This is a genomic window from Burkholderia sp. AU33423 (genome assembly GCF_002223135.1).
Taxonomy (GTDB): Bacteria; Pseudomonadota; Gammaproteobacteria; order Burkholderiales; family Burkholderiaceae; genus Burkholderia; species Burkholderia lata_D.
Genome location: NZ_NKFH01000005.1, coordinates 844,100 through 869,656 on the forward strand (window position 1 = coordinate 844,100; position 25,557 = coordinate 869,656).

Genomic DNA, 25,557 nt, shown 5'->3' on the forward strand with positions numbered 1-25,557 from the left:
CCTGCCCGCCGCAAACGATGAATTGTCGTGCTCGGACATTAGTGTTACTAATACCCGCATGCGACGCATCCACCTTCCTCCGCTGCAGACGCTGCGTGCGTTCGAGACCGCCGTGCGGCTGCAGAGCTTCACGCGCGCGGCCGACGCGCTCGCGCTCACGCAAGGCGCCGTCAGCCAGCACATCCGTGCGCTCGAGGCGCAGCTCGGCTATCCGCTCTTCACGCGCGAGCGTAACGGCGCGACGCCGACGCACGCCGCGCACGCGCTCGCACTGCAGGTACGCCAGGGCCTCAGCGTGCTCGAGCGCGCGTTCGAGCCGGCGCTCGCCGTGCGCAGTCGCGCACGCACCTGCGACGTCACGTTGAACGTCAGCGTGCTGCCGAGCGTCGCCGAGCGCTGGCTCGCACCGCGCCTGCCGCGCTTTGCGGCCGCGCATCCGCACATCGCGATCGCGCTGCACCCGGACGTGGCGCTCGCACCGCTGCGCAAGCGCGACCGCATCGACGTCGCGCTGCGCTACGGGCCCGGCACGTGGCCGGGCGTCGTCGCCGAGAAGCTGATGAACGAAACGATCTTTCCGGTTGCGAGCCCCACGTACCGCAATCGCGACGGCGTCGCGCCGCGCGCGCCGGCCGATCTCGTGCGCGCGACGCTGCTGCGCCATCCGGCGCAGCCGTGGGAACCGTGGCTCCAGGCCGCGCGGCTCGACCTCACCGAATCCGCACGCGCGCCGCGTTTCACCGATCCGAATGCGCTGATCGACGCGACGCTGAAAGGCCGCGGCGTCGCCCTCGCGCGCCGCTCGCTGATCGAGCCCGAACTCGCGGACGGCACGCTCGTGCGCGTGTCGACGGTGCGCATCGCCGACGTGTACGCGCACTACGTCGTGTGGCGCCCCGGCCATCCGCACGAAGCGGCGATCCGCACGTGGCTCGACTGGCTGCGCAGCGAAGTGAGGCGCAGGACGCCGCGGCGCTGACGCCGGCGCTCACGCCCGCGTCAGCATCGCCACCTTGTCGAGCGTGATCGGCAGATCGCGCACCCGCACGCCGGTCGCGTGATAGACCGCATTGGCGATCGCGGCCGGCACGCCGGTGATGCCGATCTCGCCGATGCCGCGAATGCCGAGCGGATTGAAATGCGTGTCGCGCTCGTCGACGAAACTCACATCCAGCTCGCCGATGTCCGCGTTCACGGGCACGTGATATTCAGCGAGATTCGCGTTCGTGAAGCGGCCGTGCCGCACGTCGAGATGCGAGCCTTCCTCGAGCGCGGTGCCGAGCCCCCACACCATCCCGCCGATCAACTGGCTGCGTGCCGTTTTCGCGTTGAGCAGGCTGCCGACGCTGTAGACACCGACGATGCGCGGTACGCGAATCGTGCCGAGTTCGGCATCGACGTGCACTTCGGCAAACACCGCGCCGAAGGAATGAGACGCATAGCGCGACTTCTCGTCGCCCGGCTTCGTCGTCGCCTGCGCGTCGATCGGCTGACCGCCCGCACGCGCGATCACCGCCGCGGCCGGATCGCGCCGCGAAGGGTCGCCGCGATGCACGACCCAGCCGTTGTCGACCGTCACGTCGTCGGCCGCGGCGCCTTGCAGCGGCGATCCGGGGGCGGCGACCGCCAGCGCGACCAGCTTCGCGCGCGCCTGCAGCGCGGCCTCGCGCACGGCCGGCGCCACGCTCGCCGCTGACTGCGAGCCGCCCGATACCGGCGCACGCGGCAGGCTGGAATCGCCGAGCACGAAGCGCACGTTCTGCGGCGAGAAACCGAGCGCATCGGCCGCGACCTGCGTCATCACCGTGTAGGTTCCGGTGCCGATGTCCTGCGTGCCCGATGCGACTTCGGCCGTGCCGTCCGGCAAGATGCGCGCCCGCGCCGACGCTTCGCTGCGGTTCGCCGGATATGTGGCGGCCGCCATCCCGAGGCCGATCAGCGTGTCGCCGTCGCGCATCGTGCGCGGCGCGCCGGTGCGGCGCGACCAGCCGAAGCGCCGCGCGCCGACCTCGTAGCATTCGCGCAGCTTGTTGCTCGACCACGGCTTGCCGTCCTGCGGATCGACCGCCGCGTAATTCGCGAGCCGCAGCGCGACCGGGTCCATGCCGAGCCGCCACGCGAGTTCGTCCATCGCCGATTCCAGCGCGAACGAGCCCGACGCCTCGCCGGGCGCGCGCATGAACGTCGGCGTGCCGACGTTCAGCGACACGATCCGGTGCGTGGTCGCGTGGTTCGGCACCGCGTACATGATCCGCGACGGCATCCCGCACATCTCCATCCAGTCCTCGAACGTCGACGTGGTGGCAATCGTGTCGTGGCGCATCGCCGTCAACGTGCCATCCTGGCGGGCGGCCAGCACGATGCGCTGTTCGGTGAACGGCCGCCCGCCGACCGGGCCGAACATCTGCGGCCGCGTCAGCGCGAGACGAACCGGGCGGCCGACCTGCTTCGCGGCCATCGCGCACAGCGACACGTGCGACCACGACGAACCCTTGCAGCCGAAGCCACCGCCGAGGAACGGTGAAATCACGCGCACGTGGTCCGGCGCAATGCCGAAGACCGCGGCCACCGCCGTGCTCGCGCCCGACACGCCCTGTGTCGCATCGTGCAGCGTGAGCGTCGGGCCGTCCCAGCGCGCCATCGTCGCATGCGGCTCGAGCGGGTTGTGATGCTGCATCGGCGTCGTATAGGTCGCGTCGATGCGCACCGCGCCTTCGCGCAGGCCCGCATCGACGTCGCCGCGCTGCGTATCCATCGGGCGGCCCTGCTGCTTCGGCGGCACGCGCGCGCCGCGCAACGCCAGCGCGAAATCCGCCACGGCATCGCTCGCGCGATAGCGCACGTGCACGGCATGCGCGGCGTCGGTCGCCTGCTCGAGCGTTTCGGCGACGACGACCGCGACGGGTTCGTTGCTGTAGCGCACCGTATCGTCCTGCAGCAACGTGAGTCGGCGCCCGGCGGGCGGCGACAGCGGCGGCCGGCCGCCGTTGGGCAGCCGCATCGCGTTCTCGTGCGTGATCACGATCAGCACGCCCGGCATCGCGCGGGCGCGCGCCGCATCGATCGACTCGATGTGCCCGGATGCGATCGTGCTCGTCACGAGCACCGCGTGCGCGAGCCGCGCATCGGAGAATTCGGCCGCGTAGTGCGCGCCGCCCGTCACCTTGAGCACGCCGTCGACACGGTCTAGCGGTTGTCCCGTCATCGTGTTCATGCGGCACCTCCCGGCACGGCGGCTGCCGTTTCGACCGCACGGACGATCGCCCGCTGCGCGAGCGCGACCTTGAAGCCATTACCGTCGAGCGGCCGCGCGTCGCGCAACGCCAGCGCGGCCGCCTCGCGCAACGTCGCGTCGGTCGGTGTGCGGCCCGCGAGATGCGCTTCCGCCTCCATCGCACGCAACGGCTTGTGCGCGACGCCGCCGAGCGCGATCCGCGCGTCGGCGACGCGCGGGCCGTCCATCCGCAGCGCGGCCGCGACCGACACCAGCGCGAACGCGTAGCTCGCGCGATCGCGCACTTTCAGGTAGTGCGCATGGTCGGCGAAGCGCGGCGGCGGCAAGTCCACCGCGGTGATCAGCTCGCCCGGCTCGAGCGTCGTGTCGAGATCGGGACGATCTCCCGGCAAGCGGTGAAACGATGCGATCGGAATCTGCCGCGCGCCGCGCGGGCCGCTCACCTGCACGACGGCGTCGAGCGCGGCGAACGCGACGCTCATGTCCGACGGGTTCACCGCCACGCACTGGGGGCTGGCGCCGAGGATCGCGTGCATCCGGTTGTGGCCGCCGATCGCCGCGCAGCCGCTGCCCGGCTCGCGCTTGTTGCATTGCGCGAACGCGGGATCGTAGAAATACGGGCAGCGCGTGCGCTGCATCAGGTTGCCGCCGACGGTCGCCATGTTGCGCAATTGCGCGGACGCGCCGGCGAGCAGCGCCTGCGACAGCAGCGGATAGTCGGCGCGGATGCGCGGATGGTCGGCCGCATCGCTGTTGCGCACGAGCGCGCCGATGCGCACGCCGCCGCCGGGCAGCGCATCGACCGTATCCAGGCCCGCGATCCGCGTGATGTCGATGAGCGTGACGGGCCGCGCGACGCCGCCCTTCATCAGGTCCAGCAGGTTCGTGCCGCCGCCGATGAATGCGGCGCCGGGCCGCTGTGCCGCGCGCACGGCGCCGGCGACGTCGGTCGCGCGTTCGTAGGAGATCGCTTCCATTGCGGTGCCCTCCGTCGGCTAGCCGCGCGCCGCGTGCGCGGCGCGCACGGCGGCGACGATGTTCGGGTACGCGCCGCAGCGGCACAGGTTGCCGCTCATGCGCTCGCGGATCTCGTCGTCCGACAGCTGCGCGGGACGGCGCCGCACGTCGTCGGTGGCGGCGCTCCCGGCCCCCGCCGCGAACTCGTCGAGCAGCGCGGTCGCCGAGCAGAGCTGGCCGGACGTGCAGTAGCCGCACTGGAACGCATCGCATTCGACGAATGCGCGCTGCACCGGGCTCAGCACGCCACCGCGCGCCAGCCCTTCGACGGTCGTGATCCGCGCGCCTTCGTGCATCACCGCGAGCGTCAGGCATGCGTTGATGCGCCGCCCGTCGACGAGCACCGTGCACGCGCCGCACTGCCCGCGATCGCAGCCCTTCTTCGTGCCCGTGAGCCCGGCGTATTCGCGCAGGGCGTCGAGCAGCGTGACGCGCGGTTCGAGCTGCAGCGTGTAAGCGCGCCCGTTGATGTCGAGACGCACGGGCTGCGCCGGCACCGTATCGCGGCGGGGCGCGGCCGGCGTGGATGCCGCGTACGACGGCTGCGGATGAACGTGCGATGCGGCGCTGACGGTCGCGGCAGCCGCCGCGGATTGCAGGAAGCGGCGCCGCGCGGCACTGGACGGCGTATCGCGCGGCAACCGCGGCGCCGCTGAATGGCCGAACCCGAGCGGCGACGGGGCGGCATCGCGCGCCGGTTCGGCAGACGGAGAATCGGATTGATCGCTGGACATGATTTCTGCTCGCTCCATGGTTGATGGACGCAGATGTGCCGCCCCGCGCCCGGATGGCGGCGCGGTCGGCACGCGCATCGGCAACGAGCAATTCCGGTGCCGCGAAACGGCGGGGCAACGCCGATGTGCCGCGCCAGTCACCCGTGCGCGGCGCGCACCGGGCGGCAGACGGAACACGTTGCCGCTGACCATGCCTTCATGACACCCCGCTGGCGCGCGGCTGGCCGTTCGCTGACGAAGCGGCAATAACGCCCGGTTTTCCGGCGCATCCGGCCGCACATCGGTCGAAAGTTGCCGGGTGCATGTGCAACGGCGCGCATGGCGCTCGCGTCGCCGTGGCCGCGTCGCGTCGTTGCGCGCCGTGTAAATGCGCGCAGCATCCGTCTCTGCCGGAAAATTCCGCACGCATGCCGGCGGATCGCCGCGAAGGCGTTCCGTCGGCCTGACGAAAACAGGTCGCGATTACACTCGCATCGCAAACGATTCACCGAAACGTCGCATCGCGGCGGCATACTCGAAAACGTTTCCCGATCAGCCTGCCAGGAGAGAAGTCATGCGTCGCGTTTTCGTCGCCGTCGTTCTGTGTGCCGCCGTTTTCGTCGCCGCCTGCAGCGACGACGCGCCGCACGACGCCAACGCGACCGACGCCGCGCAGCAGGCCGGCGGCGCATCGAGCGGCGCCGCCAGCGCGTTCAACAGCGACGCGAGCGCGAATACCGCCGCGTCCGATGCCGCGCCGCTCGCGCCGCCCGTCGTGCACTACCCGCCCGATGACGACGACGATGCGAAGCCCGCCGCGAATGCAGCCGCCTCCAGCGCGGCCGCGTCGTCGCCGGGCTGATCCCGTCACCACGTGATATGAGTCGGACCCGCTCGGGGAGAGCGGTGGGCATTCGTTGGGAGGCGTCGCTGACATGACGTCACGGTCGGCGGTGGCGCAAACGGCATGGCGTCGCGCCACCTCGCGGGCCACGCCGAGCCCGGCCGGCCGAGCGATTCGGACCCGGCCGGCGTCAGGCCCGTGCGTGCGTCGCAAGCGCAACGGCGCGCGATGCCGCGACAGCCGCCGCGCGGCATGCGCCGCGCCGCCCGCCCGTCAGACCGCGTGCGCGAGCGCGCGATCGACGAGCGCGGCCTCGAAGCCGTCGTCCGCATCGCGAAAGCGCAGCGGTGCCGCGCAGTGGACGAGCGTGTCGATGAAGTATTTCGCGCGCGGCCACGGCCCGAAGCCGGCCGCGGTGTTGATGTGCCCCGCGTCGCCGAGGTTCACGAACGCGCTGCCCAGATGCTGCGCGAGCGTGCGCGCGTCGCCGAGCGGCATCCACGGATCGGTTTCGCTGCCGATCACGATCGACGGCACGGGGAGCCGGCGCGCGTCGAACGGCCCGGCAAACGTGAATTTCTTCGGACTGGCGGGCGCGACGAGCAGCACGCCCGCGACGTCGCCCGTATGCGGCCACTGCGCGAGCGCATGGGCGGCCGCGAGGCAGCCGAAGCTGTGCGCGGCCAGCACGAACGGGCCGCGTTCGCGGTCGAGCAATGCGCGCACCGATTGCGCCCAGCGCGCGAGATCGGGCGCGTCCCAGTCGTCCTGTTCGACGCGCAGCGAGCGCGGGAACTGCCGTTCGAGCCAGGTCTGCCAGTGAGCGCCTTCGCTGCCGTGCAAGCCCGGAACGGTGACGAGCCGCGGCGGCCACGCCGATTTGCTGCATGCGCGCATGATTGCCCTCGCTTGCTTGAAGACGGGATTCGATTGTGGCGCGGCGTGTGCGGCGGCCGAACCAATATTTTGTGCTTTGCTTTTGCGGGGGCGGGCCATCCGGGGGCCGGCCATCCGGGGGCCGGCCATCCGGGCGTCCGCCCGCCCCGCGCACCGGCGCGCGATGCGCCACGAGACCGTAGAATGTGGGCTTCCCGTCAGCTTCACACGGAACCGGGGCCAGGCGCCGACGCGCCGGGCGCCCGGTCGTCAGGAGACGCCCGATGTCCGCTACGCCCGCCGGCGCGCTGCGCCCGGCCCCGCTCGCCGTTCCCGTGACGCGCCTCGCCGGCGCGCACGCCGTCATCCAATGAAGATCCTGTTCCATTCCCCACACCACGAAGCAGACGCGTGGCGCGACGAGATCGCGCATGCGCTGCCGGAAGCCGAACTGCGCGCGTGGCAGCCGGGCGACACGGCCGCCGCCGACTACGCGCTCGTCTGGCGCGCGCCGCGTGAATTCTTCGCCCCGCGAGACGGCCTGCGCGCGATCTTCAACCTCGGCGCCGGCGTCGACGCGCTGCTCGCGCTCGAGCACGCGCATCCGGGCACGCTGCCGCCGCACGTGCCGCTCGTGCGGCTCGAAGATTCGGGCATGGCGCAACAGATGGTCGAATACGTGACGCACGCGGTGCTGCGCTACCTGCGCCGCTTCGACGAATACGAAGTGCTGCAGCGCGAGCGCCGCTGGCAACCGCTCGAACCGCATGCGCGCGCCAGCTTCACCGTCGCCGTGCTCGGCCTCGGCGTGCTCGGCGCGCAGGTCGCGCGCGCGCTCGCTGCGCTCGGCCTGCCCGTGCGCGGCTACAGCCGCAGCGCGAAGCAGCTCGACGGTGTGACGACCTTCGCCGGCGACGGTGCATTCGATGCGTGCATCGACGGCGCGAAGGTGCTCGTCAACCTGCTGCCGAGCACGCCCGACACCGACGGCATCCTGTCGTCGCGCACGTTCGCACGGCTCGCGCCCGGCGCGTATGTCGTCAACGTCGCACGCGGCGCGCATCTCGTCGAAGCCGACCTGCTCGACGCGCTCGCGAGCGGCCAGATCGCCGCCGCGACGCTCGACGTATTCCACCGCGAGCCGCTGCCGGAAGACCATCCGTTCTGGCACGCGCCGCGCATCACGATCACGCCGCACAGCTCGGCCGAGACGCTGCGCGACGAAGCCATCGCCCAGATCGCCGGCAAGATCCGCGCACTGGAGCGCGGCGAGCGCGTCGGCGGCATCGTCGACTACGCACGCGGCTACTGAACCTACAAGCACACCAGGAGACAACCATGACGTTCCCCACCGCCGTCAAGATCGTCGAAGTCGGCCCGCGCGACGGGCTGCAGAACGAGAAGACCTTCGTGCCGACCGACGTGAAGATCGCGCTCGTCGACCGGCTGTCGCACGCCGGCTTCCGCAACGTCGAGGCCGCGTCGTTCGTGTCGCCGAAATGGGTACCGCAGATGGCCGACGGCGCCGACGTGATGGCCGGTATCGAGCGCCGCGCGGGCACCGTGTACTCGGTGCTCACGCCGAACCTGAAGGGCTTCGAGAATGCGGTCGCGGCGCGCGCGGACGAAGTCGTGATCTTCGGCGCGGCGAGCGAGGCGTTTTCGCAGCGGAACATCAACTGCAGCATCGCCGAAAGCATCGCGCGCTTCGAGCCCGTCGCGAAGGCCGCGAAAGATGCGGGCCTGCGGCTGCGCGGCAGCGTGTCGTGCACGCTCGGCTGCCCGTACCAGGGCGAGGTGCCGGTCGCGTCGGTTGTCGACGTCGTCGAACGCTTCGCGGCGCTCGGCTGCGACGAGATCGACATCGCCGACACGATCGGCGTCGGCACGCCGAAGCGCACGCGCGAAGTGCTCGCGGCCGTCACGCGCGTGTTCCCGCGCGAACGCCTGTCCGGCCACTTCCACGACACCTACGGCCAGGCGCTCGCGAACATCTACGCGGCGCTGTTCGAAGGGATCGAGATCTTCCACGCGTCGGTCGCGGGCCTCGGCGGCTGCCCGTACGCGAAGGGCGCAACCGGCAACGTCGCGACCGAGGACGTGCTGTACCTGATGCAGGGCCTCGGCATCGACACCGGCATCGATCTCGCGCAGGTCGTCGCCGCCGGCGACTTCATCTCGAACGCGATCGGCCGCGCGAACGTGTCGCGCGCCGGTCGCGCACTGCTCGCCAAGGCGCAGAGCGCGGCCGACGCCGCGAACTGCGTATGACCCCGGTATTCGATGGATTCCTCAACATGACGACACCTGCTTCGTTCGATTCCCTCCCCGATTCCGCGCGACGCGTCGCGCTGCTGCTGCGCGAGCGCGGCCATGCGAAAGGCATCGTGATGCTCGCCGAAACCGGCAAGACGTCGGCCGAAGCCGCGGCCGGGCTCGGCTGCTCGGTCGCGCAGATCGCGAAGTCGATCCTGTTTCGCCGCCAGTCGGACGGCGCGCCCGTGCTCGTGGTCGCGAGCGGCGTGAATCGCGTCGACGAGAAGAAGGTCGCCGCGCAAGTCGGCGCGGTCGGCCGCGCGGACGCGAAGTTCGTGCGCGACAACACCGGCTATGCGATCGGCGGCGTCTGCCCGATCGGCCATCTCGTCGAACCCGTCACGCTGATCGACGCCGACCTGCTCGAGCTCGACAGCCTGTGGGCGGCCGCCGGCCATCCGCACGCGGTGTTCAACCTGTCGCCGAACGAACTCGTGTCGCTGACGGGCGCGCCGGTCACGGACGTCGCGTTGCGGGAGCCCGCATGAGCGACGTGCCGGTGACGATGCCGGTCGGCACGGTCGCGTCGCCGTGCACCGACGTATGCCGGATCGATCCGCGCACCGACTGGTGCGCGGGCTGCCTGCGCACGCGCGACGAGATCAAGGGATGGCGCGCATCGGACGACGACGCGAGGCGCGCGTTGCTCGCGCGGCTCGATGCGCGGCGGCGTCTGCTGGCGAGAAGCGGCGCATAAAAAAAAGCCGTTCAGCCTGACAGGCGAACGGCATGAGATCGGAATCCTGTGAACGTGATCAACGTCACAGCCCGCATCATACGAGCGACGCGGCCGCATCGCATCGGGTGTTTCCCTACAACTTCTTACAGCGTCTTGCACGCGTATGCACGCACGACTTTTGCTCGCCCTATACGCACCCGCTGCCCGCAATACGCGTTCCTGAAATCAGCATTCGATGAGCCGCTGCGCTGCCCCGCAGCGGCTCGCCGAATCGCACGACCGTTTCAGTGGCCGACGGCCGCGCGACGGGCCGGCACGATGCGCCAGCCGAGATTCACGCCGGCCGCCGCGAGCAGGATCAGCAGCGCGCCGACCACCTGCGTCCACGCGAGCGTCTGCCCGAACGCGACGTGATCGACGACGATCGCGACGACCGGATAGACGAACGACAGCGCGCCGGTCATCGCGGTCGGCAGCTTCTGGATCGCGCCGTACAGCAGCACATACATCAGACCTGTGTTCACGACGCCGAGTACGACGAGGTCGAGCCACTGCCCGGCCGTCGCTGGCAACGTGCCGAAGTGCGCAAACGGCGCGAGCAGCAGGACCCCGAGGCCGGCCTGCAGCAGCGCAAGCAGGTGCGGGGGCGTGCCCTTCAGGTGCTTCGTGACGATCGACGAGATCGCGTACAGAAAGGCCGCACCGAGCGACAGCGCGACGCCTTCCAGGTATTCGCCCGGCACCGCGAGCACGGCCGGCTCGACGCGCACCACGGCGACGAGCCCGACGAATGCGAGCGCGAGCCACGCGACGGTCGACGCGGTGATCCGCTCGCGGAACACGATCGCGCCGAGCGCGACGAGCATGAACGGCTGTGTGTTGTAGACGGCGGTCGCCATCGAGATCGACGCGCGCGAATAGGCGGCGAACAGCAGCAGCCAGTTCGCGACGATCGCGACGCTGCCGAGCGTCGCCAGCGCGAGCATCCGCGGCGAGAACAGCGCGCGGCGCAGGAAGCCGAACGCCGCGCAGACGATCGCGAGCGTCGCGGCGCCGAACAGGCAGCGGAAGAACACGACGTTCGTCAGCGGCTGCTGCGACGACATCACGAGCCAGCCGATCGTGCCGGACATCATCATCGCGACGACCATCTCGGCGGCGCCGCGGCGAATTTCATTCGAAGCCATCGTGAACTCCGTTCAGAAGAGTGGATGACTTCGATTCTAGAAACTTGCTTTCGCGGCAACCACGGCTAAACTGAAGTGAATCGACCGATTCACCTTCGAAAGCAAAGCGATCATGCCGAAACGCCTTTCCCCGCCTGCCGTCGCGTCGCTCGACGCGACCGACCGCGCGATCCTCGCGGCGCTGGCCGACGACGCGCGCATCGCCACCAGCGAACTCGCCCGGCAGATCGGGCTGTCGGCGCCCGCGACCGCCGACCGCGTGCGGCGGCTCGAGGCGCAGGGCGTGATCGCCGCGTTCACCGTCGAGCTCGACCCGCGCGCGCTCGGCTACACGCTGCAGGCGATCGTCCGCGTGAAGCCGCTGCCCGGCCAGCTGCATCTCGTCGAAGAGATGCTGCGGCGGATTCCCGAATTCGTGGAGTGCGACAAGGTGACCGGCGACGACTGCTTCATCTGCCGGCTCTACCTGCGCACGATCGCGCACCTCGACGACATCCTGTCGAAAGTGACGGAGCGCGCCGAGACGAGCACCGCGATCGTGAAGTCGACGCCGGTGCCGCGCCGGCTGCCGCCGCTCGTCGAGGACGACGGCGCGCACCGCTGAACGAGCCGGTACGCGGCCGCGCCGCTGACGTGCTCGCGCGTGCCCACGCGTACCGTCACGCAGCCGCGTCGCGCGCCTCGAAGAACGCCAGCAGTTCGTCGATCAGCGCGACGGGCGCCTCTTCCGGAATGTAGTGCCCGCACTCGAGCGCACGGCCGCTGACGTCGCGCGCAACGCGGCGCCATTCGTCGAGCGGATCGAAGCAGCGGCCGACGATCCCGTTCTCGCCCCACAGCACGCGCAGCGGACACGCGACCTTGTTGCCGCGCTCGAGATCCGCACGGTCGTGCTCGAGATCGATCGTCGCGGACGCGCGGTAGTCCTCGCACATCGCATGCACGGCGCCCGGCTGCGCGAGCGCGGCCCGGTACGCGGCGAGCGCCTCGGGCGCGAACGGCGCCAGCCCGGCGGACCGGTTGCCCATCACGCGCTCGATGTACGCATCGGTATGCGCGTCGACCAGCGTCTCGGGCAGCGGCTCCGGCTGGATCAGGAAGAACCAGTGGAAATACGCGGTCGCGAACGCGCGATCGGTTTTCTCGTACATCGCGAGCGTCGGTGCGATGTCGAGCAGCATCATCCGTTCGACGGCGTCCGGATGATCGAGCGCGAGCCGGTGCGCGACCCGCGCGCCGCGATCGTGCGCGCACACGTGGAAGTGCTCGAAGCCGAAATGCCGCATCACGGCGACCTGGTCGGCCGCCATCGCCCGTTTCGAATACGGCACGTGCTGCGCGTCGCTCGGCGGCTTGCCCGACGCGCCGTACCCGCGCAGGTCGGTGGCGATCACCGTGAAATGATTCGCGAGCGTCGCGGCCACGCGATGCCAGATCATGTGGGTTTGCGGATGTCCGTGCAGCAACAGGAGCGGCGGACCCGCGCCTCCTTTGACACCGAAGATGTCGGTGTCCTGCACCGTCACGCGAAACGGTGCAAACGCCTCAAACGACATGGTTTGTTTCTCGTTGGTTTGTTATGGCGGCTATTTTAGGAGCGCTTGCGCATCTACACAGCGGGGCAACAGCCAGATTCCGTAGAAAGAGAACACTCACTCGATTGCCGGCACACCGCGCATTTTGTTAAGCTCGCGTAGAATCGCACGATCGTTCGTATTAATAAGGACGACATCGTTTCGCAGCTACACTCGAATCACCGTTCGACCGCAAAGCATGGCGTCGGCGCGACCGCGCGGCCGCCCCTGGAGACTGGAGACATCACATGGCATTGCCCACCGTCCTGCAGAACCTGACGCTGCCCGTCATCGCGTCGCCGATGTTCATCGTCAGCTACCCCGAACTCGTGCTCGCGCAATGCAAGGCGGGCATCGTCGGTTCGTTCCCCGCGCTCAACGCCCGTCCGGCCGAACTGCTCGACGAGTGGCTCACGCAGATCCAGTCCGAGCTCGCCGACCATCAGGCGAAAAATCCCGACGCGGTGATCGGCCCGATCGCGGTCAACCAGATCGTCCACCAGTCGAATGCGCGGCTCGAGCACGACGTGCGCGTGTGCGTCGAGCACAAGGTGCCGATCTTCATCACGAGCCTGCGCGCACCGGCGCGCGAGATCGTCGATGCGGTGCACAGCTACGGCGGCATCGTGCTGCACGACGTGATCAACCTGCGTCACGCGCAGAAGGCGCTCGAAGCCGGTGTCGACGGGCTGATCCTCGTCGCGGCCGGCGCAGGCGGCCATGCGGGCACGACGTCGCCGTTCGCGCTCGTCGGCGAAGTCCGCAAGATCTTCGACGGCCCGATCGTGCTGTCCGGCGCGATCGCGAACGGCGGCTCGATCCTCGCGGCGCAGGCGATGGGCGCCGACTTCGCGTACATGGGCACGCGCTTCATCGCGACGCAGGAAGCGCACGCGATCGACGACTACAAGCACGCGATCGTGAACGCGAAATCGTCGGACATCATCTACACGAACCTCTTCACGGGCGTGCACGGCAACTACATTCGGGAGAGCATCGAGAAGGCCGGCCTCGATCCGGAGGCGCTGCCGGAATCCGACAAGACCAAGATGAATTTCGGCAGCGACAAGACGAAGGCGTGGAAGGACATCTGGGGCGCCGGCCAGGGCGTCGGCCTGATGGACGACCTGCCGAGCGTGGGCGCGCTCGTCGAACGCCTGAAGCGCGAGTACGACGACGCGAAGGCACGGCTCGGCATTCCGCGCTGACGGATGCGGCGGCCATCACGGCCGCCGCTGGCGCGAATGCCGTCGGATAAAACAAAAAGCGCGAACCGCAGCGGTTCGCGCTTTTTCATTGCCCCGCTGCCGCGGGAAAGACGGCTCAGACCGCGCGCTTCATCCGCGTGATCGGCAGCACGCGCAGGCGCGATTCGATCGACGGGCACAGCGACTGCCCTTCGAAACGCGCCGCCAGGAAGTCGACGAACGAACGCACCTTCGCGGACACGTGACGACGGCTCGCGTAGACCGCGTAGATCGGCGCCTCGTGCGGCGGCACCGCATCGAGCAGCACCGGCACGAGCCGACCGGACTCGATGTCGTCGCCGACCACCTCGGTGCCGAGCAGCGCGATGCCCGCGCCCGCGAGCACGGCCGCACGCAGCCCTTCGAGATGGTTCACGATCAGGTTGCCGTTGAGGTTCACGCGCGACGCGGCGGCCGCGTCGATCACCAGCGAGTCGAGCATCGTCGAATTCGAGTCGCGCCGCAGGTAGTTGTGGTGCGCGAGATCGCCGATCGTCGCGGGCGTGCCGTGCTTCTCGAGATACTCGGGCGACGCGACCAGCAGGATGTGCGCGGTCGCGATCTGTCGCGCGACCAGCGACGACGACTTCAATCCGTTCGGCGCCGCGCGCACCGCGACGTCGTAGCCTTCCTCGATCAGGTCGACCACGCGATCGGACAGCGTCATGTCGACGGTCACGTCCGGGAACCGGCCCGCATAATCGGTGACGGCCTGCATCACGTGCCGCAGCCCGAACGCCGACAGCGACGTCACGCGCAGCCTGCCTTGCGGCACCACGCTCGCGGCGCCGACGGCCTGCCCGGCTTCGTCGAGTTCGGACAGCGCCTGCACGAGGCGCTCATAGTATTCGCGTCCCGCCTCGGTAGGGGCGACGCGTCGTGTCGTGCGATGCAGCAGCCGCGCACCGAGCTGCTGCTCGAGATGCATCACGTGCTTGCTCGCCATCGCAGCCGACATCTGCATGCGCTCGGCCGCGCCGACGAAGCTGCCCACTTCGACGACGTAGCGAAACACATTCATGCTGACGAGGGTATCCATCGAACTCGCTCGTAATGACGGGGAATGTTCCAATTACGAGATAGGGTAACAAAGGCGGGGAAACAGAAAGGTCAACAAAGGCAAAACGGCGCCGCGGGTGGCGGCGCCGTTCTGGCGTGAAAAACATGCAGTCTGGACGCACTTTTCGCGCCGTCCGGCGCGCCGGTCGCGCGTGTGCGTCAGAACTTCGCGCGGATGCCGGCGCCGAACGTGTTGCCGGTCGACAGGCCGCTGATGTGGTCGTTCATGTACGCAGCGTAGACGTCGGTGCGCTTGGACAGCGGATAGTCGTAGCCGACGGCCCAGGTCTGGCGCGTCTGGTCGAGGCCGCCCGAATCGCGCGAGTACGCGTACGACGCCATCGCGTTGCCGACGCCGAGCGGCACCGACACGCCGCCCTGCGCGGTGTTCACGTGCCAGCTGCCCGCGACCTGGTCATTCTTCGTATACATGTACTGGCCGAACAGCTTCACCAGCTTCAGGTCGTAGGTCGCGCCGACCAGCGCGATGCCCTGGCTCTTCATGCCGGTCACCAGCGCGCTCAGGTCGCGCGGGCCGTTGTTGAAGTTCACGTACTGATAGACCGCGGTCGCCGCGAACGGGCCGTTCGCATAGTTGAACTGCGCGCTCCACTTCTTCGAGCCGTTGTCGCCGGCCTGGTTGCCGAGTGCGTACATCGCGCCGAAATTCAGGCCACCGAACGAAGGCGACGTGTACGACAGCGCGTTGTTCCAGCCCGAATCGCCAACGGCACCCTGGTCGCTCGGGTAGGTCGGGAACGTGCCGAGGCCGAGGAACACGTGGTACACCATCGGCGAGAAGGTGTACGAGTCGTAGAACGGGTTGAACAGGATCGTCGACAGGAACAGGTGCGTCGTCAGGCGGCCGGCCGTCACCGTGCCGTACGGCGAATCGATGCCGACGTAGGCGTTGCGTGCGAAGAACGTGTCGCCCTGGAAGCGGCCGAACTGGCCGTTCTGCGCGCGGAAGAAGCTTTCCAGCGTGAAGATCGCCTTGTAGCCGTTGCCGAGATCCTCGGCGCCGTGCAAGCCCCAGTACGACGTCGACATCCCGCCGCCGCTCACGTTCCACGCGCGGTTGCCGCCCGGGAACTTGGTTGCGCCGACCCATTCGTCGACCTGACCGTAGAGCGACACGCTCGACTGTGCATGGACGGGAGCGGTAGCCGCCACGCAGGCAGCCGCGGCGATCAGCTTGACGGACGTGCGCGACGCACGGCGTGCGAATGCTTTCATTGGATCTCCAGATTTTGTCGAATTGTCGATAAGTGGCGCGAGCGTTGTTTTTTGGAGCCGAGTGCTTGCGTCGTATGGGGCGCAGCCATCTTTACGGATCATTCGTCCGGTCAAAATTGCGCACACTTATTGCGGGTATAGCGGCGGCATTAACTTCGCGGAATTGATACATGGCCGGGCGCCTGCCGGCGGCCCCGCACGAACGCGGTCGCGCGGCGGGACGGCAGCGGGGCACACGCGAGCCGGGCGCGAAAGATAGCGCAATGCGACGGGAAAATCAGCGGAAATCTGTGCGCGACTGTGGCGAATTCGCATCAGCCGCCGGAGGGACGAGCGCGCGGGCGCTCAGTTTCGGTAGAACGGGGAGAAATACGGCGAGTGCGCAGGCTCTTCCTGCGAGCGGGGCGGCGGCATCGGGCGTCCGCCGCGCTCCTCGTTGTAGCGCGCGACGTCGGCGCGGATCGACCCGGCACGCAGCGGCACGTTGCCGCCGCCCGGCGGGCGCGGCACCTGGCGCGCGTCGGCGCTGATCGGACGATACGGGCTTTGCGCGGCGTAATGGCCATACGACGGCGTCGGGCGCAGGCCCCAGCGGGAGCCGTAGCCGTTCACGCCGCCGGCGCGTGCACCGGCCGGGGGCGCCACGCGGCGCCAGACGGGCCCACCACCTGCCGGCTGACCGTACGCGTGCATGTCGCCGCCACCGAAGCCGTGGCCGCCGAACGCATAACCGCCGTGAGGCGGTTGCGCGAGCGCGAGCGGCAACAGCAGCGCGCCGAGCACGCCTGCCACCCATCGTCCGATCTTCCGTTTCACGCGTTCCGTCATCGTTCAGTGCCTGTCCACGCCCGCCGCCGGCTCCTTTCGGCCGACCCAAGGCTTTCATCAGTAATTTATGGGCGGGCCGAAAGCGTGTCGAGCCAAAAAGTGTTATGTCGCCGGCATCGGTGTAACACCATGTTACTGCTAGGTTTTTTCACTTCCGGGCGCGACCGCGACAGAACATTCTTCCGCCGTTTTGCGCCCGGCGGGGCCGGTGCCGCGAACGCTGTTGCATGAGATTGGCTCATCAATCGATTCCCACAATGCATTTGTGTAGTGAATCGTCGACCGGGACAATGGCGCCATCCGCGCGCGCGACGCGCGCCTCCGTCGTTTCCGAATCGAGTTCCCGATGGCCCGTCCCCGTTTTCTTCCCGACAACTTCACGCTCGCGCTCGTCGGCACCGTCGTGCTCGCGAGCCTCCTGCCGTGCCGCGGCCCGGCCGCCCACGCGTTCAACTGGGCGACCAACATCGCCGTCGGCCTGCTGTTCTTCCTGCACGGCGCGAAGCTGTCGCGCGAAGCCGTCATCGCGGGTGCGACCCACTGGCGGCTGCATGCGGTCGTGCTGCTCAGCACGTTCGCGCTGTTCCCGCTGCTCGGCCTCGCGCTGAAGCCCGTGCTGCAGCCGCTCGTCACGCCGACGCTGTACGCGGGCGTGCTGTTCCTGTGCACGCTGCCGTCGACGGTCCAGTCGTCGATCGCGTTCACGTCGATCGCGAAGGGCAACGTGCCGGCCGCCGTGTGCGCGGCATCCGCGTCGAGCCTGCTCGGGATCTTCGTCACGCCGGCGCTCGTCGGGCTGATGATCACGTCGCAGTCGGCCGCCGCCGCGTCGCCGTGGAGCACCGTCGGCAGCATCGTGATGCAGCTGCTCGTGCCGTTCATCGCCGGCCAGTTGCTGCGCCCCGTGATCGGCGGCTGGATCGACCGCAACCGCGGCGTGCTGCGCTTCGTCGACCAGGGCTCGATCCTGCTCGTCGTCTACGTCGCCTTCAGCGAGGCCGTCAACGAAGGCCTGTGGCACCAGATCCCGCCGCGCGCACTCGGCGGCCTGCTCGTCGTCAACCTCGTGCTGCTCGCGATCGCGCTGCTGCTGACCGCGTTCGTCAGCAAGCGGCTCGGCTTCAACCGCGCCGACCAGATCACGATCATCTTCTGCGGGTCGAAGAAGAGCCTCGCGGCCGGCGTGCCGATGGCGAAGGTGATCTTCTCGGCGAACGCGGTCGGCGCGATCGTGCTGCCGTTGATGCTGTTCCACCAGATCCAGCTGATGGCGTGCGCGGCGCTCGCGCAGCGCTGGGGGGCGCGCGACATGAGCGGCGAGCACGACGAGGGCGACGCGGCATCGGCGTCCGGCGCGTTGAGCGCGGGCAAGCGCTGACGAGCAGGGCGGCGGGACGGTCATCGCGGGGGGCCGTCCCGGCGCTCTTGCCCTCCGCCTTCCCGCCTTCCCGCCTTCCCGCCTTCCCGCCTTCCCGCCTTCCCGCCGCACCGCCGCACCGCCGCACCGCCGCCCCCTTCCCAATGCGCACCAATGCGCCCCGAGCGCGATGCACCAGCAGCGCCCATCGTGTCACGAAATCTTCATTCAATTCTCCGCGGGCGATGCCGTTATGTCGGGCGTCCCGTCGATTCGGCTGCCCTCGCCCATGCCCGCGCCCCACTCCGATTCCGCTGCCGCCAGCATCACGCGCCTGATCGCGGATCGCGCGCTCGCCGCCGTCTTCCAGCCGATCGTCGATCTCGGGTCGGGGACGGTCGTCGGCTACGAGGGCCTGATACGCGGCCCGCGCGGCACCGACCTCGAGCCGCCCGCCGCGCTGTTCGCGCAGGCCGCGCGCGAAGGCGAAACGATCGCGCTCGAACAGGCGGCTGCGCGCACCTGCCTCGACGCGTTCGCGGCACTCGGCTGCGACGGCAAGCTGTTCCTCAACTTCAGCGCCGGGACGATCCTGAAGCTCGCCAGCGAACGCGAGCGTGCACGCCAGCTCCTCGTCCGCGCGCGGATCGGCGCCGAGCGCATCGTGATCGAGCTGACCGAGCAGAATGCGATTCCCGACGTCGCCCAGATCGGGCCGGCGGTCGCGTCGCTGCGCGACGCCGGCATCCAGTTCGCGCTCGACGACTACGGCACCGCGAACGCGAGCATGAACCTGTGGCTGCGCCTGCATCCCGATGTCGTGAAGATCGATCGCTTCTTCATCCACGACATCGCCCGCGATCCGCTCAAGTTCGAAGCCGTGAAGGCGATGCAGCACTTCGCGCAGGCGAGCGGCGCGAAACTGATCGCGGAAGGCATCGAGAACGAACGCGACCTGATCGTCGTGCGCGACATGGGCATCTGCTGCGTGCAGGGCTTCCTGCTCGGCCGGCCGAACGCGCAGCCGTCGCGGGTCGTCGCGCCGGCCGCGCGCGATGCGATCCGCACGCCGCACATCGCGGTGTTTCCCGGCGCGACGCGCTCGGTGCGGCCGGCCGGCACGATCGCCGGGAAGATGCTGGTGCCCGCGCCGGCGCTGCCGCGCGACGCGACCAGCAACGACGTGCTCGACCTGTTCAACCGGATGCCCGACCTGCATGCGGTCGCACTCGTCGAACGCGGGCGGCCCGTCGCGCTCGTGAATCGCCGCGGCTTCATCGACCGCTTCGCGCTGCCGTATCACCGCGAGGTGTTCGGGAAGAAGCCGTGCCTGCAGTTCGCGAACGACGCGCCGCTGATGATCGACAACGCGACGACCTTCGAGCAGCTCGCGATGCTGCTCGCGAGCCACGACCAGCGCTATCTCGCGGACGGCTTCGTGATCACCGAACACGGTCGCTACGTCGGGCTCGGCACCGGCGAGAGCCTGGTGCGCGCGGTGACCGAGATGCGCATCGAGGCCGCGCGCTACGCGAATCCGCTGACGTTCCTGCCCGGCAACATCCCGATCAGCGCGCACATCGACCGCCTGCTCCAGCGCGACGCCGGCTTTCATGCGTGCTACGTCGACCTGAACCAGTTCAAGCCGTTCAACGACCAGTACGGCTACTGGCAGGGCGACGAGGTGCTGAAGTTCGCGGCGACGGTGCTGGCCGGCGTGTGCGACCCGCAGCGCGACTTTCTCGGGCACGTCGGCGGCGACGATTTCCTCGTGCTGTTCCAGCGCGCCGACTGGCGCGAACGCGCCGCCGACGCGATCGCCCGCTTCAACGACGGCGCGCGGCTCTTCTACACGCAGGCCGACCGGCAGGCGGGCGGCCTGCACGGCGAGGACCGCCACGGCAACCCGGCGTTCTTCGGCTTCGTGACGATGGCGATCGGCGCGGTCGGCGTGGCGGCCGGCGCGCACGGCGCGAAGCGTTACGGCAGCGACGAGATCGCGTCGGTCGCCGCGCTCGCGAAGCGGCGCGCGAAACAGCAGCCGGATGGGCTCGCGGTCGTCGACCTCGATGCGGGCCGCGCCGCGCTGCGCCATCGCGGCGAACCGCCGGCCGTGGCGATACGCTGAACGGCGGCCGACCGCCGCCTGGAGACACGGCGGCGCCCGGTGCGGCGGGGGCGCGCATTCGCCCGCCGGGCAGCCGGACCGTTAGTTGCATAGCGCCTTTCCGGCAGCCCGCGAAGGCAGCTGGGCACGACTCGCGCGAATGCGTGAAGCCGGGCCATTTTCCATCCGCTTCCCCCTCGCCAAGCATCCGCACGTCCACCTTGCCTTTTTCGTGTTTTGTTTAGTATTTTTAGTAACGGTGTTTTCGCAGATTAGCGCTTAAAACCCGGGAAATTGCGGGTATTCCCCGGCTATCCGGCCCGAATTCCGCAATTCGTTTTACTATACAATCGCTTCCACCCTAAACAAACCGGACCCCGAACGATGGGTACGACCATTCGCGATGTGGCGCGGGCGGCAGAGGTCTCGATCGGCACCGTCTCCCGCGCGCTGAAAAACCAGCCGGGCCTGTCCGAAGCCACGCGTGCGCGCATCGTCGAGATCGCGCAGCGGCTCGGCTACGATCCCGCGCAACTGCGGCCGCGCATCCGCCGGCTCACCTTCCTGCTGCATCGCCAGCACAACCGCTTTCCGGCCAGCCCGTTCTTCTCGCACGTGCTGCACGGCGTCGAGGACGCGTGCCGCGAGCGCGGCATCGTGCCGACGCTGCTCACGGTCGGGCCGAACGACGACGTGCTGCGCCAGATGCGCCCGCACGCGCCCGACGCGATCGCGGTGGCCGGCTTCATCGAGCCCGAGACGATCGAGGCGCTCGCCGCGACCGGCCGCCCGCTCGTGCTGATCGACCTGTGGGCGCCCGGGCTGCGCTCGGTGAACATCGACAACGCGACGGGCGCGGCGCTCGCGATGCGCCACCTGCTCGCCACCGGCCGCACGCGGATCGCGTTCATCGGTGGCTCGCCCGCGCACTACAGCATCGCGCAGCGCGCGATCGGCTACCGGCGTGCGTTCTTCGAGGCCGGGCGGCTGTTCGATCCCGCGTACGAAGTGACGATCGATGCGGGGCTCGATCCCGATACCGGCGCCGCGCGGGCGATGGAGCAGCTGCTCGACGCGCCGGGCCCGCGCCCGGAAGCCGTCTTCGCGTACAACGACGCGGCCGCGCTCGCCGCGCAGCGCGTCTGCACCGCGCGCGGGCTGCGCATTCCCGACGACATCGCGATCGTCGGCTTCGACAACATCCCGGCCGCCGCGCACGCGAGCCCGCCGCTCACGACGCTCGCGGTCGACAAGGAGGCGCTCGGCCGCCGCGGCGTCGAGCTGCTGCTCGCGGAAGCGCCCGAGCGCACCGAGATTTCCCTGCCCGTCGAGCTGATCGTGCGGGCCAGCAGCCAGCCCGCCGGCTCCCCGGCACTCGATACCGCAACGGTCACCGAATCATCATGAACATGCCCCCGGTCCAACCCTGCACGGCCGCGCCGGCCACCCACACGCAAGCCGCGCCGTTCGTCGCGAGTTTCCGCGATCCGTCGTTCCTGCTGTCGCACATCGAAGACACGCTGCGCTTCTACGCCACGAACGCGTTCGACCCGACAGGCGGCTTCTACCACTACTTTCGCGACGACGGCAGCATCTACAACCGCACGTCGCGCCACCTCGTCAGCAGTTGCCGGTTCGTCTTCAACTACGCGATGGCGTACCGGCATTTCGGCGATCCGCGCCACCTGGAATATGCGCGCCACGGGCTGCGCTTCCTGCGCGACGCGCACTGGGACGACGCGCTGCAGGGCTACGACTGGGAGCTCGACTGGCGCGACGGCGCGAAGCGCGCAACGCTCGACGGCACGCGCCACTGCTACGGGCTCGCGTTCGTGCTGCTCGCGGCCGCGCACGCGACGATGGCCGGCCTCGACGAGGCCCGCCCGCTGATCGCGGCCACCTTCGAGCTCGCCGAGCACCGTTTCTGGGATGCGGCCGCGGGCCTCTATGCGGACGACGCGACGCCGAACTGGATCGTGTCGTCGTACCGCGGCCAGAACGCGAACATGCACATGACGGAGGCGCTGCTCGCCGCGTACGAGGCGACCGGCCACCTCACGTACCTCGATCGCGCGGAAAAGCTTGCGTCCCACATCACGCAGCGCCAGGCCGCGCTGTCGGGCGGGCTCGTGTGGGAGCACTACCATGCGGACTGGTCGGTCGACTGGGATTACAACAAGGAAGACAGCTCGAACATCTTCCGTCCGTGGGGCTTCCAGCCCGGGCACCAGACCGAATGGGCGAAGCTGCTGCTGATCCTCGAGCGGCACCGCCCGCTCGACTGGCTCGTGCCGCGCGCGGCCGAGCTGTTCGACGCCGCGCTCACGCACGCGTGGGACGCCGATCACGGCGGCCTGTACTACGGCTTCGGCCCCGACTTCACGATCTGCGACCACAACAAGTATTTCTGGGTGCAGGCGGAAACCTTCGCGGCCGCCGCGATGCTCGGCGCGCGCACCGGCAGCGAGCGCTTCTGGGACTGGTACGACGAGATCTGGCGCTACAGCTGGGCGCACTTCGTCGATCACCGCTACGGCGCGTGGTACCGCATCCTCACCTGCGACAACCGCAAGTACAGCGACGAGAAGAGCCCGGCCGGCAAGACCGACTATCACACGATGGGCGCATGCTACGACGTGCTCGCGACCCTCGCGCGCGCGCAGCGCAGCGAGCCGACGCAATGAGCGGCGGCACGTTTCCGGCTTTCGTGTCGGCGGGCGACATCCTGACCGACATGGTGCGCGCGGGCGACGCGCAATGGACCTCGGTGCCGGGCGGCGCCGGCTGGAACGTCGCGCGCGCGGTTGCGCGGCTCGGCGTGCCGAGCGCGCTCGCGGGCTCGATCGGCGAAGACTGCTTCTCCGACGTGCTGTGGCACACGAGCGAAGCGGCGGGGCTCGACCTGCGCTTCCTGCAGCGCGTCGCACGGCCGCCGCTGCTCGCGATCGTCCACGAGACGCGCCCGCCCGCGTACTTCTTCATCGGCGAAGCGAGCGCCGACCTCGCGTTCGATCCGGCGCGACTGCCTGCCGGCTGGACCGACCACGTGAAATGGGCGCACTTCGGCTGCATCAGCCTCGTGCGCGAACCGCTCGCCGGCACGCTGGCCGCGCTCGCGGCCGACCTGCACGCGCGCGGCGTGAAGATCAGCTTCGACCCGAACGTCCGGAACCTGATGACGGCCGCGTTCCGGCCGACGCTCGAGAAGATGGCCGCGCTCGCCGACCTGATCAAGGTGTCCGACGAGGACCTGCGGCACCTGTTCGGCGGCGACGGCCCCGACGCGGTTGGCGCGGTGCGCGCGCTGAACCCACGCGCGGCCGTGCTCGTCACGCGCGGCGCGCAGGCGGCGACGCTTTACGCGGACGGCGACGTGCATGAAGCGAGCCCGCCGCGCGTCGAGGTGGCCGACACCGTCGGCGCGGGCGACGCGTCGATCGGCGGCATGCTGTTCAGCCTGATGGCCGCGCCGCAGCGAACGTGGCGCGAGCACCTCGTGTTCGCGCTGGCGGCAGGCGCCGCGGCCTGCCGCCATACGGGCGCGCACGCGCCGACGCTCGACGAGGTCGTCGCACTGATCGAACGATGACGGGAAGGATGGCGGCCGGACCCCGTTCGGTCACCGATAAGCCGCGCTGTACATGCTGCGCCGCAGTGCTACGATGAAGTGTCCTTTTGCGGGAGAGCACCATGGACACCAACACGTTCACGAAGGGCATCTACACGGCCAAGGCGCATACCCAGCATGCGGGCAACGGGCAGTTCCAGGGTTACGTGATCCTCGCGCGGGACGACGGGGACGACACCGAGAACACGCGCTACGACGTCCACTCGACGAGCCCCAGCGAGGAGGAAGCGTTCGAGGAGGCAAAGGCGCTCGCGCACCGGATCCTCGGCGAAATCGAGCTGTGACGCCTGCCGCTCTTTTCTGCGCGGCTTAGGGTCCGTTATCAGCGTGAACAGGCCCTAGCAGGCTGTTGAAATTGGGAACGGTGTAAACGGGCTCGAAGGGCGGTGCGTTAGAGATATCGTGTTCATGATCTTGAGCAGATGAGCCGATGCGTGGAATGGACGAGATGCAAGAACCGTTGTTCATGACGGTGAAGCTGGAAGACTTCGTGCCGGCCGATCACCCGTTGCGGCCGCTTCGGCTGCTGGTCAATCAGGCGTTGAAGCGGCTCAACGGGCTGTTCGGCACGATCTATGCGGACAGCGGTCGCGCCTCGATTGCGCCGGAGAAGCTGCTGCGTGCGTTGCTGCTGCAGGTGTTTTACTCGGTGCGCAGCGAGCGCATGCTGATGGAGCAGATGCGCTACAACCTGCTGTTCCGCTGGTTCGTCGGCCTGGCTATCGAAGACGCTGTCTGGGACCACTCGGTGTTCTCGAAGAACCGGGATCGCTTGCTCGAACACGAAGTGGTCGAAGCGTTCTTTACCGAAGTCATGCGCTTGGCCGACAAGCAAGGGCTGCTGTCCAGAGAGCACTTCTCGGTCGATGGCACGCTGATTCAGGCGTGGGCCAGCCACAAGAGCTTCCGTCCCAAGGACGGCTCGGACGATCCGCCGGCCGGCGGTGGACGCAACGCCGACACGGACTGGAAAGGCAAACGGCGCAGCAACGACACGCATGAATCGAGCACAGACCCGGATGCCCGGCTGTTTCGAAAGGGCAGGCAAAGCGGAGCCGTCCTTTGTTATCAGGGGCACATCCTGATGGAGAATCGTTCGGGCTTGGTGGTCGGCGCCGTGGTGAGTCACGCCGACGGATTCGCCGAACGGGCCAGTGCGTTGCGCCTGCTCGATTGCGTGCCGGGTCGTCATGCCAAGACGCTCGGCGCCGACAAGGGCTACGACATGCGCGACTTTGTGCGCGATTGCCGGGCGCGCAAAGTCACGCCGCATGTCGCGCGCAACGATTCTCATCAAGGCGGCAGCGCGATCGACGGCCGCACCTCGCGGCACGCCGGCTATGGCATCAGCCAAGTGATTCGCAAACGCATCGAAGAGCACTTCGGCTGGGGCAAGACTGTCGGCAGGATTCGACAGACCGTGTATCGCGGCGTCAAGCGGGTCGATCAGCACTTCAAGTTGACGATGCTGGCGAGCAACCTGACTCGAATGGCGCGAATGCTGACGGTGGTGCAGCAAGGAGCCGTGCAATGAGCCGCCCAAGCGCGGCCGTTGCGCGGCAACGCGTTGACTGGACCGCTCGCGAGCGGTCCAGCTTCGACGATCCGTCGCCAACTCAGCAGCCAATCGCATACGAAATCCTTTTACGCAGCG

At 69.0% G+C, this 25,557-nt stretch carries 24 protein-coding genes; 15 read left to right on the plus strand and 9 right to left on the minus strand.

Features of this window, described 5'->3' with window-relative positions; all coding sequences use genetic code 11:
- Nucleotides 1–58 precede the first annotated feature (58 nt).
- Complete coding sequence (locus CFB50_RS16435; protein ID WP_089446546.1) at nucleotides 59–979, plus strand: LysR substrate-binding domain-containing protein; 921 nt, start codon at nucleotides 59–61, stop codon at nucleotides 977–979.
- A gap of 9 nt (nucleotides 980–988) precedes the next feature.
- Here CFB50_RS16435 and CFB50_RS16440 read toward each other — a convergent pair whose 3' ends face one another.
- The 3 genes from CFB50_RS16440 to CFB50_RS16450 are packed head-to-tail and all read right to left on the minus strand — an operon-like array spanning nucleotide 989 to nucleotide 4,986.
- Nucleotides 989–3,214, minus strand: a complete 2,226-nt coding sequence (locus CFB50_RS16440; protein ID WP_089446547.1) for a xanthine dehydrogenase family protein molybdopterin-binding subunit — start codon at nucleotides 3,212–3,214, stop codon at nucleotides 989–991.
- Entirely contained in the window at nucleotides 3,211–4,212 is a 1,002-nt protein-coding gene (locus tag CFB50_RS16445; RefSeq protein WP_089446548.1) for an FAD binding domain-containing protein, read from the minus strand. Before CFB50_RS16445 ends, CFB50_RS16440 begins: the two co-directional genes overlap by 4 nt.
- Before the next feature lie 18 nt (nucleotides 4,213–4,230).
- Nucleotides 4,231–4,986, minus strand: coding sequence for a (2Fe-2S)-binding protein (locus CFB50_RS16450; protein WP_089446549.1), 756 nt, complete (start codon nucleotides 4,984–4,986; stop codon nucleotides 4,231–4,233).
- Nucleotides 4,987–5,539: 553 nt separating this feature from the next.
- On the opposite strand from CFB50_RS16450, the gene CFB50_RS16460 reads away from it, so the two are divergent.
- Nucleotides 5,540–5,827: a hypothetical protein gene (locus tag CFB50_RS16460; protein WP_089446550.1), complete on the plus strand. Its 288-nt coding sequence runs from the start codon at nucleotides 5,540–5,542 to the stop codon at nucleotides 5,825–5,827.
- A gap of 255 nt (nucleotides 5,828–6,082) precedes the next feature.
- Here the strand turns inward: CFB50_RS16460 and CFB50_RS16465 are convergent, their stop codons facing one another.
- Nucleotides 6,083–6,706 (minus strand): RBBP9/YdeN family alpha/beta hydrolase, encoded by a 624-nt coding sequence (locus CFB50_RS16465; RefSeq protein ID WP_089446551.1) that lies wholly within the window; start codon nucleotides 6,704–6,706, stop codon nucleotides 6,083–6,085.
- A gap of 349 nt (nucleotides 6,707–7,055) precedes the next feature.
- Here CFB50_RS16465 and CFB50_RS16470 point away from each other — a divergent pair, with 349 nt between their 5' ends.
- The 4 genes from CFB50_RS16470 to CFB50_RS16485 are packed head-to-tail and all read left to right on the plus strand — an operon-like array spanning nucleotide 7,056 to nucleotide 9,698.
- Nucleotides 7,056–7,997, plus strand: coding sequence for a 2-hydroxyacid dehydrogenase (locus CFB50_RS16470; protein WP_089446552.1), 942 nt, complete (start codon nucleotides 7,056–7,058; stop codon nucleotides 7,995–7,997).
- A 26-nt stretch (nucleotides 7,998–8,023) separates the two neighbouring features.
- Entirely contained in the window at nucleotides 8,024–8,956 is a 933-nt protein-coding gene (locus tag CFB50_RS16475; RefSeq protein WP_046544281.1) for a hydroxymethylglutaryl-CoA lyase, read from the plus strand.
- A gap of 26 nt (nucleotides 8,957–8,982) precedes the next feature.
- Nucleotides 8,983–9,489: a YbaK/EbsC family protein gene (locus tag CFB50_RS16480; protein WP_089446553.1), complete on the plus strand. Its 507-nt coding sequence runs from the start codon at nucleotides 8,983–8,985 to the stop codon at nucleotides 9,487–9,489.
- On the plus strand, nucleotides 9,486–9,698 hold the full coding sequence (locus CFB50_RS16485; RefSeq protein WP_089446554.1) for a DUF1289 domain-containing protein: 213 nt from the start codon (nucleotides 9,486–9,488) through the stop codon (nucleotides 9,696–9,698). The genes CFB50_RS16480 and CFB50_RS16485 overlap by 4 nt, the downstream gene beginning before the upstream one ends.
- Before the next feature lie 266 nt (nucleotides 9,699–9,964).
- On the opposite strand, the gene CFB50_RS16490 is transcribed toward CFB50_RS16485, so the two are convergent.
- A complete protein-coding gene (locus tag CFB50_RS16490) occupies nucleotides 9,965–10,867 on the minus strand; it encodes a DMT family transporter (RefSeq protein ID WP_089426477.1) in 903 nt (300 codons plus the stop codon).
- Nucleotides 10,868–10,979: 112 nt separating this feature from the next.
- On the opposite strand from CFB50_RS16490, the gene CFB50_RS16495 reads away from it, so the two are divergent.
- Entirely contained in the window at nucleotides 10,980–11,471 is a 492-nt protein-coding gene (locus tag CFB50_RS16495; protein ID WP_011353413.1) for an Lrp/AsnC family transcriptional regulator, read from the plus strand.
- Nucleotides 11,472–11,526: 55 nt separating this feature from the next.
- Here the strand turns inward: CFB50_RS16495 and CFB50_RS16500 are convergent, their stop codons facing one another.
- The gene (locus CFB50_RS16500) at nucleotides 11,527–12,423 is read right to left on the minus strand and encodes an alpha/beta fold hydrolase (RefSeq protein WP_089446555.1); all 897 of its coding nucleotides are present in this window, start codon (nucleotides 12,421–12,423) and stop codon (nucleotides 11,527–11,529) included.
- Nucleotides 12,424–12,689: 266 nt separating this feature from the next.
- Here CFB50_RS16500 and CFB50_RS16505 point away from each other — a divergent pair, with 266 nt between their 5' ends.
- Nucleotides 12,690–13,649, plus strand: a complete 960-nt coding sequence (locus tag CFB50_RS16505; protein ID WP_047852303.1) for an NAD(P)H-dependent flavin oxidoreductase — start codon at nucleotides 12,690–12,692, stop codon at nucleotides 13,647–13,649.
- 115 nt (nucleotides 13,650–13,764) lie between these two features.
- Here the strand turns inward: CFB50_RS16505 and CFB50_RS16510 are convergent, their stop codons facing one another.
- The 3 genes from CFB50_RS16510 to CFB50_RS16520 all read right to left on the minus strand — a co-directional run bounded on the left by CFB50_RS16510 (nucleotide 13,765) and on the right by CFB50_RS16520 (nucleotide 16,811).
- Nucleotides 13,765–14,727: a LysR family transcriptional regulator gene (locus tag CFB50_RS16510; RefSeq protein WP_039346485.1), complete on the minus strand. Its 963-nt coding sequence runs from the start codon at nucleotides 14,725–14,727 to the stop codon at nucleotides 13,765–13,767.
- A 179-nt stretch (nucleotides 14,728–14,906) separates the two neighbouring features.
- A complete protein-coding gene (locus tag CFB50_RS16515; RefSeq protein ID WP_089446556.1) occupies nucleotides 14,907–15,983 on the minus strand; it encodes a porin in 1,077 nt (358 codons plus the stop codon).
- 345 nt (nucleotides 15,984–16,328) lie between these two features.
- On the minus strand, nucleotides 16,329–16,811 hold the full coding sequence (locus tag CFB50_RS16520) for a peptide-binding protein (RefSeq protein WP_089446557.1): 483 nt from the start codon (nucleotides 16,809–16,811) through the stop codon (nucleotides 16,329–16,331).
- Nucleotides 16,812–17,157: 346 nt separating this feature from the next.
- On the opposite strand from CFB50_RS16520, the gene CFB50_RS16525 reads away from it, so the two are divergent.
- The 7 genes from CFB50_RS16525 to CFB50_RS16555 all read left to right on the plus strand — a co-directional run bounded on the left by CFB50_RS16525 (nucleotide 17,158) and on the right by CFB50_RS16555 (nucleotide 25,437).
- Nucleotides 17,158–18,189 (plus strand): bile acid:sodium symporter family protein, encoded by a 1,032-nt coding sequence (locus CFB50_RS16525; RefSeq protein WP_089446558.1) that lies wholly within the window; start codon nucleotides 17,158–17,160, stop codon nucleotides 18,187–18,189.
- A 268-nt stretch (nucleotides 18,190–18,457) separates the two neighbouring features.
- Nucleotides 18,458–20,296, plus strand: coding sequence for an EAL domain-containing protein (locus tag CFB50_RS16530; protein WP_089446711.1), 1,839 nt, complete (start codon nucleotides 18,458–18,460; stop codon nucleotides 20,294–20,296).
- A gap of 363 nt (nucleotides 20,297–20,659) precedes the next feature.
- Nucleotides 20,660–21,682 carry a LacI family DNA-binding transcriptional regulator gene (locus CFB50_RS16535; RefSeq protein ID WP_046544274.1) on the plus strand — a complete coding sequence of 341 codons (1,023 nt, stop codon included), beginning with the start codon at nucleotides 20,660–20,662 and terminating at the stop codon, nucleotides 21,680–21,682.
- Nucleotides 21,679–22,959, plus strand: coding sequence for an AGE family epimerase/isomerase (locus tag CFB50_RS16540; protein ID WP_089446559.1), 1,281 nt, complete (start codon nucleotides 21,679–21,681; stop codon nucleotides 22,957–22,959). The genes CFB50_RS16535 and CFB50_RS16540 overlap by 4 nt, the downstream gene beginning before the upstream one ends.
- Nucleotides 22,956–23,864: a carbohydrate kinase family protein gene (locus tag CFB50_RS16545; RefSeq protein WP_089446560.1), complete on the plus strand. Its 909-nt coding sequence runs from the start codon at nucleotides 22,956–22,958 to the stop codon at nucleotides 23,862–23,864. Before CFB50_RS16540 ends, CFB50_RS16545 begins: the two co-directional genes overlap by 4 nt.
- Nucleotides 23,865–23,965: 101 nt before the next feature.
- Nucleotides 23,966–24,187 (plus strand): hypothetical protein, encoded by a 222-nt coding sequence (locus CFB50_RS16550; protein WP_069249042.1) that lies wholly within the window; start codon nucleotides 23,966–23,968, stop codon nucleotides 24,185–24,187.
- A gap of 155 nt (nucleotides 24,188–24,342) precedes the next feature.
- The gene (locus CFB50_RS16555; protein WP_089446561.1) at nucleotides 24,343–25,437 is read left to right on the plus strand and encodes an IS5 family transposase; all 1,095 of its coding nucleotides are present in this window, start codon (nucleotides 24,343–24,345) and stop codon (nucleotides 25,435–25,437) included.
- Nucleotides 25,438–25,557 lie beyond the last annotated feature (120 nt).

Bases quoted from the DNA above. Each gene is read 5' to 3' on its own strand.
- CFB50_RS16435 (WP_089446546.1), top strand. From the start codon at position 59: ATGCGACGCATCCACCTTCCTCCGCTGCAGACGCTGCGTGCGTTCGAG.
- CFB50_RS16440 (WP_089446547.1), bottom strand. From the start codon at position 3,214: ATGAACACGATGACGGGACAACCGCTAGACCGTGTCGACGGCGTGCTC.
- CFB50_RS16445 (WP_089446548.1), bottom strand. From the start codon at position 4,212: ATGGAAGCGATCTCCTACGAACGCGCGACCGACGTCGCCGGCGCCGTG.
- CFB50_RS16450 (WP_089446549.1), bottom strand. From the start codon at position 4,986: ATGTCCAGCGATCAATCCGATTCTCCGTCTGCCGAACCGGCGCGCGAT.
- CFB50_RS16460 (WP_089446550.1), top strand. From the start codon at position 5,540: ATGCGTCGCGTTTTCGTCGCCGTCGTTCTGTGTGCCGCCGTTTTCGTC.
- CFB50_RS16465 (WP_089446551.1), bottom strand. From the start codon at position 6,706: ATGCGCGCATGCAGCAAATCGGCGTGGCCGCCGCGGCTCGTCACCGTT.
- CFB50_RS16470 (WP_089446552.1), top strand. From the start codon at position 7,056: ATGAAGATCCTGTTCCATTCCCCACACCACGAAGCAGACGCGTGGCGC.
- CFB50_RS16475 (WP_046544281.1), top strand. From the start codon at position 8,024: ATGACGTTCCCCACCGCCGTCAAGATCGTCGAAGTCGGCCCGCGCGAC.
- CFB50_RS16480 (WP_089446553.1), top strand. From the start codon at position 8,983: ATGACGACACCTGCTTCGTTCGATTCCCTCCCCGATTCCGCGCGACGC.
- CFB50_RS16485 (WP_089446554.1), top strand. From the start codon at position 9,486: ATGAGCGACGTGCCGGTGACGATGCCGGTCGGCACGGTCGCGTCGCCG.
- CFB50_RS16490 (WP_089426477.1), bottom strand. From the start codon at position 10,867: ATGGCTTCGAATGAAATTCGCCGCGGCGCCGCCGAGATGGTCGTCGCG.
- CFB50_RS16495 (WP_011353413.1), top strand. From the start codon at position 10,980: ATGCCGAAACGCCTTTCCCCGCCTGCCGTCGCGTCGCTCGACGCGACC.
- CFB50_RS16500 (WP_089446555.1), bottom strand. From the start codon at position 12,423: ATGTCGTTTGAGGCGTTTGCACCGTTTCGCGTGACGGTGCAGGACACC.
- CFB50_RS16505 (WP_047852303.1), top strand. From the start codon at position 12,690: ATGGCATTGCCCACCGTCCTGCAGAACCTGACGCTGCCCGTCATCGCG.
- CFB50_RS16510 (WP_039346485.1), bottom strand. From the start codon at position 14,727: ATGGATACCCTCGTCAGCATGAATGTGTTTCGCTACGTCGTCGAAGTG.
- CFB50_RS16515 (WP_089446556.1), bottom strand. From the start codon at position 15,983: ATGAAAGCATTCGCACGCCGTGCGTCGCGCACGTCCGTCAAGCTGATC.
- CFB50_RS16520 (WP_089446557.1), bottom strand. From the start codon at position 16,811: ATGACGGAACGCGTGAAACGGAAGATCGGACGATGGGTGGCAGGCGTG.
- CFB50_RS16525 (WP_089446558.1), top strand. From the start codon at position 17,158: ATGGCCCGTCCCCGTTTTCTTCCCGACAACTTCACGCTCGCGCTCGTC.
- CFB50_RS16530 (WP_089446711.1), top strand. From the start codon at position 18,458: ATGCCCGCGCCCCACTCCGATTCCGCTGCCGCCAGCATCACGCGCCTG.
- CFB50_RS16535 (WP_046544274.1), top strand. From the start codon at position 20,660: ATGGGTACGACCATTCGCGATGTGGCGCGGGCGGCAGAGGTCTCGATC.
- CFB50_RS16540 (WP_089446559.1), top strand. From the start codon at position 21,679: ATGAACATGCCCCCGGTCCAACCCTGCACGGCCGCGCCGGCCACCCAC.
- CFB50_RS16545 (WP_089446560.1), top strand. From the start codon at position 22,956: ATGAGCGGCGGCACGTTTCCGGCTTTCGTGTCGGCGGGCGACATCCTG.
- CFB50_RS16550 (WP_069249042.1), top strand. From the start codon at position 23,966: ATGGACACCAACACGTTCACGAAGGGCATCTACACGGCCAAGGCGCAT.
- CFB50_RS16555 (WP_089446561.1), top strand. From the start codon at position 24,343: ATGGACGAGATGCAAGAACCGTTGTTCATGACGGTGAAGCTGGAAGAC.